Raw genomic sequence first — 313 nt, 5'->3', positions numbered from 1 at the left:
GAGAGGGGTTATTTTCAACGGAACCTAAACCCGGCACAATCCCCCCAGTTCAACATCACGGAGCGGGAAAGGAGTAAGCCGACCTCAGATGTCTCAAAAGAATCGACATGGCGTCATCACCTGACACGCCATGCGGCCAGTGGTAAAAGTATTTCAGCCTTCTGCCATGAAGAAGGCATTGTACAAAGTAACTTCTATGCTTGGCGCTCACGACTAGACGTGACCAACGTTAAGCCCGCACCGCGTTTGCCCAAGTTGCCTACCTCGTTCATCGATCTGGGTGCCGTCAAAAACAGCACGAAAAATACGCCAC

The 313-nt window shown here is 51.4% G+C and carries 1 protein-coding gene; it reads left to right on the top strand.

Going from position 1 to position 313, the window contains the following annotated elements:
* Nucleotides 1-313, top strand: a 313-nt coding sequence (gene tnpA, locus ACO0LE_RS20275; protein WP_422962128.1) for an IS66 family insertion sequence element accessory protein TnpA, incomplete at both ends; no start/stop codon positions are given.

Origin of the sequence: Undibacterium sp. Xuan67W, from assembly GCF_049340165.1 — a bacterium.
Lineage (GTDB): Bacteria > Pseudomonadota > Gammaproteobacteria > Burkholderiales > Burkholderiaceae_D > Undibacterium.
This window is presented reverse-complemented; position numbering and strand designations above follow the sequence as displayed.